The 7816-nt window shown below is 63.3% G+C and carries 7 protein-coding genes; 6 read left to right on the top strand and 1 reads right to left on the bottom strand.

Features of this window, described 5'->3' with window-relative positions; translation table 11 throughout:
* The first annotated feature begins 108 nt into the window (after window positions 1-108).
* Window positions 109-1158, top strand: a complete 1050-nt coding sequence (locus tag LN996_RS18145) for an ABC transporter permease (RefSeq protein ID WP_231341792.1) — start codon at window positions 109-111, stop codon at window positions 1156-1158.
* 12 nt (window positions 1159-1170) lie between these two features.
* The gene (locus LN996_RS18140; protein WP_231341791.1) at window positions 1171-2097 is read left to right on the top strand and encodes an ATP-binding cassette domain-containing protein; all 927 of its coding nucleotides are present in this window, start codon (window positions 1171-1173) and stop codon (window positions 2095-2097) included.
* A 72-nt stretch (window positions 2098-2169) separates the two neighbouring features.
* On the opposite strand, the gene LN996_RS18135 is transcribed toward LN996_RS18140, so the two are convergent.
* A complete protein-coding gene (locus LN996_RS18135; protein WP_231341790.1) occupies window positions 2170-3189 on the bottom strand; it encodes a LacI family DNA-binding transcriptional regulator in 1020 nt (339 codons plus the stop codon).
* 158 nt (window positions 3190-3347) lie between these two features.
* Here LN996_RS18135 and LN996_RS18130 point away from each other — a divergent pair, with 158 nt between their 5' ends.
* The 4 genes from LN996_RS18130 (at window position 3348) to LN996_RS18115 (ending at window position 7795) form a co-directional block, all read left to right on the top strand.
* A complete protein-coding gene (locus LN996_RS18130) occupies window positions 3348-4535 on the top strand; it encodes a Gfo/Idh/MocA family protein (protein ID WP_231341789.1) in 1188 nt (395 codons plus the stop codon).
* On the top strand, window positions 4532-5551 hold the full coding sequence (locus tag LN996_RS18125) for a sugar phosphate isomerase/epimerase (RefSeq protein ID WP_231341788.1): 1020 nt from the start codon (window positions 4532-4534) through the stop codon (window positions 5549-5551). Before LN996_RS18130 ends, LN996_RS18125 begins: the two co-directional genes overlap by 4 nt.
* Before the next feature lie 84 nt (window positions 5552-5635).
* Window positions 5636-6658, top strand: a complete 1023-nt coding sequence (locus tag LN996_RS18120; RefSeq protein WP_231341787.1) for a Gfo/Idh/MocA family protein — start codon at window positions 5636-5638, stop codon at window positions 6656-6658.
* A gap of 111 nt (window positions 6659-6769) precedes the next feature.
* A complete protein-coding gene (locus LN996_RS18115) occupies window positions 6770-7795 on the top strand; it encodes a Gfo/Idh/MocA family oxidoreductase (protein WP_231341786.1) in 1026 nt (341 codons plus the stop codon).
* Window positions 7796-7816 lie beyond the last annotated feature (21 nt).

The raw sequence follows: 7816 nt of genomic DNA, 5'->3' as shown, positions 1-7816 counted from the left end.
CCACCTGCAACCGTCTCCTTTCGTTTTTTTGGGGGTGGCTGGGTTTCGCGTCTCGATCGGTCGGGCGGGCTGGGGCGAACCGGCCCCCCGGCAGCAAGGAACATCATCATGACTATGACCCCCACTGCCGCAAAGCCAATTCCAGCTGACGAGCGCGTTGGTCAACGCAACCCGCTCCAGAAGCTTCTGGGCCGTCCGGAAGTCGGCGCCCTCGTTGGCGCCGTCGTCCTCTTCATCTTCTTCGCCTCCGTCTCGCAGACGTTCATCCAGCCGAACGCGTTCGCCACCGTCCTCTACGGAAGCTCCACCATTGGCATCATGGCTGTTGGCGTGTCCCTGCTGATGATCGGCGGCGAGTTCGACCTCTCCACCGGTGTCGCCGTCATCTCTTCGGCGCTCACGGCCTCGCTGTTCAGTTGGTACTTCACCACCAACGTCTGGGTGGGAGTCTTCCTGGCCCTCGTCGTTTCCTTGGGGATCGGCCTGATCAACGGCTGGATCCTGGTCAAGACCAAGCTTCCCAGCTTCATCGTCACCCTGGCGTCCTTCCTGATGTTGACCGGTTTGAACCTCGGGCTGACCCGACTCATCGGCGGATCTGTATCGTCGCCGTCAATCTCAAACATGGATGGCTTTGACTCGGCTCAAGCCGTATTTGCCTCGTCAGTGTCGATCGGTGGCGTTGACGTCAAGATCACGGTGTTCATCTGGATCGCCCTGGTGGCTGTAGCCTCGTGGATCCTGCTCCGCACCCGGGTTGGCAACTGGATCTTCGCTGTTGGTGGTGATGCCAACGCTGCCCGCGCTGTGGGCGTCCCGGTGACCAAGACCAAGATCGGCCTGTTCATGGCTGTCGGTTTCTGTGGCTGGATCCTGGGCATGCACAACCTCTTCGCCTTCGATTCGGTGCAGTCGGGTGAGGGCGTGGGCAACGAGTTCCTGTACATCATCGCCGCCGTTATTGGCGGCTGCCTCCTGACCGGTGGCTACGGGTCGGCCGTGGGTGGCGCCATCGGTGCCTTTATCTTTGGCATGGCCAACAAGGGCATCGTGTACGCACAATGGAATCCAGACTGGTTCAAGTTCTTCCTGGGCTTGATGCTCCTGCTGGCCACCATCGTCAACCTGATCGTCAAGCGCCGGGCAGAGCTCAAGTAAAGGACCGGAACAATGAATGCACAACAGATTGACCAGCAGACCCTGCTAAAGGATGAGAAGGACCCCTTGACGCACACACCAGTGCACCTGCTTTCGCTTGACGGTGTTGGCAAGCACTACGGCAATATCATTGCCCTGCGCGATGTCACCATGGCCGTGGATAATGGCCGCGTCACCTGCGTCCTGGGCGACAATGGCGCCGGCAAGTCCACCCTGATCAAGATCATCGCGGGCCTGCACCAGCATGACGAAGGCACGTTGCACGTAATGGGAGATGCCAAGAAGTTCTCCTCGCCCCGTGAGGCCCTGGATGCCGGTATCGCCACCGTCTACCAGGACTTGGCGGTGGTCCCGTTGATGCCCATCTGGCGCAACTTCTTCCTTGGCTCCGAACTGACCAGCGGGTTTGGTCCGTTCAAGAGCATGGATGTCCAGAAAATGAAGGACATCACCAAAAAGGAGCTCGCGGACATGGGCATCGACTTGCGCGATGTTGAGCAGCCCATCGGCCAGCTCTCAGGCGGTGAGAGGCAGTGCGTCGCGATCGCCCGCGCGGTCTACTTCGGCGCGAAGGTTCTGATCCTGGACGAGCCGACGGCCGCGCTGGGAGTCAAGCAGTCCGGCGTCGTACTCCGTTACATCCTCCAGGCCCGTGACCGCGGGCTGGGTGTCATCTTCATTACCCACAACCCGCACCACGCCTTCCCCGTGGGTGATCGGTTCCTGCTGCTCAAGCGCGGCAAGTCGATCGGCTACTACGACAAGAAGGACATCACCTTGGATGAGCTGACGGCCCAGATGGCCGGCGGCGCCGAACTGGCCGAATTGGCCCACGAGCTGGAACAGCTTGGTGGGCATTCAGATGCCCTTGAGGAAGTGAAAGCCGAAGTGGCGGGCGTGGCTGACGCCGCTCCGGAGAGCGCTGCGAAGCGGCACTAGCCTTCCGAAGGTACTCTGCCCGGAACCCGTAGTGGCTCCGGGCAGAGTCGTCCCTAGCGAGCAGAGTCGTCCCTAGCGAACGGTCGAGGTGGTGCCGCGCAGTACCAGCGCCGGCTCGATCAGTGTCCGCTCCGGTTGGAGGGTGGGGTCCTCGATCCGTGCCAGCAGCCTGTGCGCCGCGTCAACGCCTACGAGGTCGCTTCGGTTGTCCACGGATGTGAGGTCCAGGTAGCGCGACTTCGCTAAAGGGGAGTTGTCGTAGCCAATCACCGAAACATCCCGGGGTACCGACAGCCCACGGGCTTTGATGGCGGCGAAGGCGCCCAGCGCCATGGTGTCGTTCGCGGCAAAGATCGCGGTGGTGTCCGGGCGGTGCTCCAAGAGCCGGCAGGCTGCTGCGTAGCCGTCCTCTTCCGACGTTCCGTCGGACTCACTGATGACAGGCTCGACGCCGGCAGCCTCCACCGCGCGAAGGAAACCCGCCCGCCGGTGTGCGGAGGCGCCGTCGGAACCTGAGAGGTGGCCGATGCGGACGTGACCCAACCCCAGTACGTGGTTGGCAGCCATGCTGCCCCCGCCGTCGTCGTCGTTGGTGATGAGGTCCGCGCCTACCGGAACACCCTTGCGCCACCCCGCAACCACAGTGGGGACCCATGTTCTGGACAGCATGGCTTCGCTGGGCTCGGCTGCGAGGACCAAGGCGTCCACGTGCATGGCGAGCAGGCCGTCCGTGGCTTCCCTGATGCGGTTTTCACCCGGTCTTGAGTCCGCGAGCATCACCTGGTAGCCACGGTCTGAAAGGACGGATTCCATACCGCGGAGGAGGTCGACGAACCACAGGTTCCGGTAGTCGTCGATGACCAGGCCGATGCTCTTGGTACGGCTGCTGGCGAGCGTGGTGGCGGCCCGGCTGGGCCGGTATCCGAGCTCGGAGATGGCTTGTTGTACGGCGACCCGACGCTTTTCGCTGATCCTCCCTGGGTCCTTGAGGAATAAGGAAACCAGCGACGGCGAGACTCCGGCCTGCGTGGCGACGTCGTAGAGGGTGGTGCGTCGGGCGCGGGGACTGTCCTGCGTTTCGGGGCTCTTCAACGGAATCGGTGTGCCTTTCGTGTCTGCTCTCGAGGATAGTCGGTTAATGATTGACAGGACATATAGACATAGTTACGATCAAATCCAGCGTAAAAATTGTAGCGCTACAAAATGCCGCACAGCGCCCCACGCGGCGGCGAAATTTCGAAGGAGAATCAATGGCTGAAAGCCTCGGCGTCGCCGTCATCGGAGCAGGCATGGCCGGCAAGGCCCATGCTGCCGCATACCGCACGGCATCTGCCCTCTACAGCCCCGTGCTTCCGCCCGTGCGCCTGGTCTCGATCGGCGACGTGAACGCCGAGTTCGGCTCGCTGGCTGCACGCCGCTTCGGGTACGAGCGCACTGACACGTCCTGGCAGGCCATTGCCGAGGCTGACGACATTGATGTTGTCAGCGTGGTCATTGCCAACTCGCTGCACCGCGAAGTGGTTGAAGGTTTGCTGGCCGCGGGCAAGCACGTCCTGTGCGAGAAGCCACTCAGCGACACCTTGGACGACGCACGTGCCATGGCCGACGCCGCCCGCGCAGCGGAAACCCGCGGAACCCTCGCCCGCATCGGCTTCACGTTCCGCCGGACGCCTGGCATCGCCTATATCCGGGAACTGATCCGCAACGGAACGCTCGGCAACGTCCTGCATTTCAGCGGCCGGTACTGGACCGACTATGGCTTCAGTCCCGCCGCTCCCATGAGCTGGCGCTACAAGGGCGGGCCCGGCTCCGGTGCGCTGGCCGACGTCGGAAGCCACCTGACGTACGTCTCCGAATTCCTCTGCGGCGACATTAAGTCCATCAGTGGCGGTCGCCTGACGACCGCGATCGACAAGCGCCCCCTGCCCCTTGGCGCGGTCATGGGCCACGACCACGTGGCTGTGAGCGACACGTACGAGGCCGTGGAAAACGACGACTACGCAGCCTTCAACGCAGAGTTCGCCAGCGGCGCCGGCAGTTTCGAAGTCTCCCGCGTAGCGGCCGGCCATGCGAACAGCCTCCAGTTCGAGGTTTTCTGCGAGAACGGTGCGGCCAAGTTCGACCAGCGCCGCCCATCCGAAATCCAGTTGTTCCTGAACGATGGATCCGGGAATGAGAATGGCTACCGACAGGTCATGCTCGGCCCGGGCCACCCTTACATCACCGGCGGCCTTGCCATGGACGCCCCGGAAGTCGGCTTCGGCCAGAACGACGCTTTCGGCTACCAAGCGCGTGCATTCCTCGAAGAGGTTGCGGGCCTCGGCGCAGGTTCATCCCTGCCCCGCTGTGCGACCTTCGATGAAGGCGTCCGCAACATGGAGCTCCTCGGTGCCGTCACCGAATCCGCCCTCAACAACGGAAAGAAGATCACGGTATGAAGCTCGGCGTCTACAACGCGATCCTGCACGACCGCCCGCTGCCCGAGGCGCTGAAGGTCATCTCTGACTTGGGACTCACGGGAATCGAGATCAACACGGGCGGCTTCCTGCCTGCCGTGCACGTCCCCACCTTTGATCAGATCCTGGAAAGCGACGCAGCCCGCGACGACTACCTGGCGATCTTCGAGGGCACCGGCGTCGCCATCGCCGGCCTGAACTGCAACGGCAACCCGCTGCACCCCAAGCGTGAAATCGGTGAAAAGCACGCGGAGGACATTCGCCGCTCCATTCGCCTCGCGAGCCGCCTGGGCCAGAACCGCGTGGTCACCATGTCCGGCCTGCCCGGCGGCGAGCCCGGCGCCACCACCGTCAACTGGGTGGTCAATGCCTGGAACTCGGCAGCACTGGACGTCCTCGATTACCAGTGGGGCATTACCGCGGAATTCTGGAAGCAAACCGACCGGCTCGCCGCCGATCACGGCGTCAAGGTGGCGTTGGAGCTGCACCCGCAGAACATCGTCTTCAATACAGCGGACGTTTACAAGCTCATCGAGCTCACAGGTGCCACGCACGTGGGTGTCGAATTGGACGCCTCCCACTTGTTCTGGCAGCAGATGGACCCGGTAGCAGTGGTCCGCGAACTCGGACCCCTGGTCTTCCAGGCGGCCGCCAAGGACGTCCGCGTCAACACGGAGAATGCGGCGCTCTATGGGGTGCTGGACAACAGCTTCCGCAGGCTCTCAGCCGACGAGAACCGCACCAACCTGGGTGGCGACGAGTGGGCAAACGAGTGGCCCAAGAACTCGGCCTGGGATTTCGTGGCACTTGGCCGCGGTCACGATACTGCCTTCTGGACCCGGTTCCTCCGTGCGCTCCACGACGTGGATCCGAACATGCTGGTCAACATCGAGCACGAGGACGTCTCGCTGGGGCGTATCGAAGGCCTTGAGGTTGCGGCCAAAGTCCTGCGGGATGCCGACGCGGCATTGGAAACATCCCTGAACGTTCCAGCCTGATTACTGCAGCATGAGGCAAGGCGGCGGCGTACGGCCGCCGCCTAGCCGTGTAAGACGACCATTCATACGGAAGGACTGTGGCGCGTGCGCATTGGAATTGTGGGATACGGAGTGGGGGGCAGGTACTTTCATGCCCCGTTCATTGACGCCGCGGAGGGACTTGAGTTGGCAGGTGTCGTGGCGCGCTCCGAGGCACGGCGGGCGGAAGTCCAGGCCGACTATCCGGGGGTCCCGGTCTATGGGAGCCTTGCTGACATGCTGTCCGCCGGGGTGGACGCCGTCACCATCACCACACCTCCGCACACTCGCCGGGAGCTGGTCCTGGAGGCCGTGGCAGCAGGCGTCCATGTGGTGGCGGATAAGCCCTTCGCCCCCGATGCTGAATGCGCGCGGGAACTTGTCCATGCCGCCGGGGAGGCCGGCGTGGTGCTGAATGTCTACCACAACCGCCGCCGCGATGCCGACATCCTTACCCTGGCCGATGTGCTGTCCTCCGGAGCCTTGGGGGAGCCGTGGCGCGTGCACTCCATCATGGACCAGGATGGCGCCGACACCCTGGAGGTTGGCCCGACGGGAGGCCTCCTGCGGGATTTGGGCAGTCACCTTGTGGATCAGATGCTCTGGCTGCTGGGCCCCGCGTCCCGGGTGCACGCCACGCTCGACTGGACGGACAAGTTTGGTGAAGAAACGGACTGCGGGTTTTTCATCACCCTGACCCACGCTTCGGGCGTCGTGTCCACCGTGTCCGCCAGCAAACTCAACCACTCCACCACGCGTGAATTGCGTGCCTATGGAAGTGCTGGCAGCTATGTCGCCGCTGGGGCTGATGTCCAGGCCGACGCCCTCTTTGCCGGCCGGCGGCCAGCCGCGGAACCGGAAACGTGGGGGATTGATGTGCCCGGGAACGAAGGCACCCTGGCCGTTGGCGGACATCGAACACGGGTGGCGTCCGCGCAGGGCAATTACGCTACCTTCTACACGGAGTTCGCCCGGGCGGTCCGTGGGGAAGGCCCGGAGCCGGTGCCGGCCGAGGAGGGCGTGAGGACGATTGAAGTGCTCGATGCCGCCCGCCGGAGCGCCCGTGAGGGCATTGTCGTCCAGCTCTAGCACCTGTGATTCCACCAGCAATGTTTGACAGGACAAACTAACAAGGTTTAGTGTCGCCTGAAGGATCTCTCCCATGAGACAAAACTTCTGCTGCACTGACGGAGACAGAAAATGACGAAGCAAGTGACCCTCGGCCTGGTAGGTGTTGGCCGGATCGGCGTGATGCACGCAAAGAACATCAGCGCGCTCAACGAAGCCCTGGCCCAGGACGGTATCCAGGTCCAGCTAAAGCTCACGGATGTGGCAGAAGAGCACGCACGTTCGGTAGCACGCGACGTCGGCGGGGAGTACGTGGGCTCGGTGGGGGAACTCATAGCCTCCGGAGTGAACGGGCTGGTCATCGCGACAGGCACCGCCACCCACCCGGACCTCATCCGGGCCGGCGTGGACGCGGGCATTCCGGTGTTCTGCGAAAAACCAGTAGCCGTGAACGTGGCCGAGTCACTCCCGGTCCTTGACTACATCCGTGAGAAGGCCGGAGTGGTGCAGATCGGCCACCAGCGCCGTTTTGACGCCGGCTACCTGGAAGCCAAACGGGCCTATGAGGCCGGGGAACTCGGGTGGATCCACTCGGTTCGGGCCGTCACATGCGATATGACCCCGCCAGCAGTCCAATTCCTTGCAACGTCCGGCGGGTTGTTCCGGGACTGCTCCGTCCACGACTTCGACATCCTCCGGTGGCTCACCGGCAAGGAAATCGTGGAGGTCTATGCCAAGGGCTCCAATAACGGCGACCCGGCCATCGGTGAGGTTGGCGACGTCGATACCGCCCTGGCTTTGGTGACTTTCGACGACGGCACGGTAGGCACGGTGTCGGCCAGCCGATACAACGGGGCCGGGCATGATGTCCGGCTGGAACTCCAAGGCTCCGAGAGCTCTGTGCTTGTGGGAATGGACCAGCAGATGGCCTTGCGGTCAGCCGAACCCGGAGTCGAATTCCCCACCGGTGCCTCCCATACCACCTTCGCCGAGCGCTTCGATCAGGCGTATCGCTCAGAGATGGCCGCGTTCGTGGAACTTGTGCTTGGCCAGCGCAAGAACCCCTGCACTCCCGAAGATGCTGTCGCGGCCTCGAAGGTGGCAGACGCTGCGCAGGAGTCCCTGGAAAAAGGCGCCCCGGTAAAGGTTGCCCCGTAGAAGGTTTGGACATGGCTGACG

It is taken from the genome of Arthrobacter sp. AK01 (assembly GCF_021109375.1).
In the GTDB taxonomy this organism is placed as follows: Bacteria; Actinomycetota; Actinomycetes; order Actinomycetales; family Micrococcaceae; genus Arthrobacter.
The sequence above is the reverse complement of the archived record's forward strand: the minus strand, read 5'-3'. Positions and strand labels throughout refer to the sequence as shown.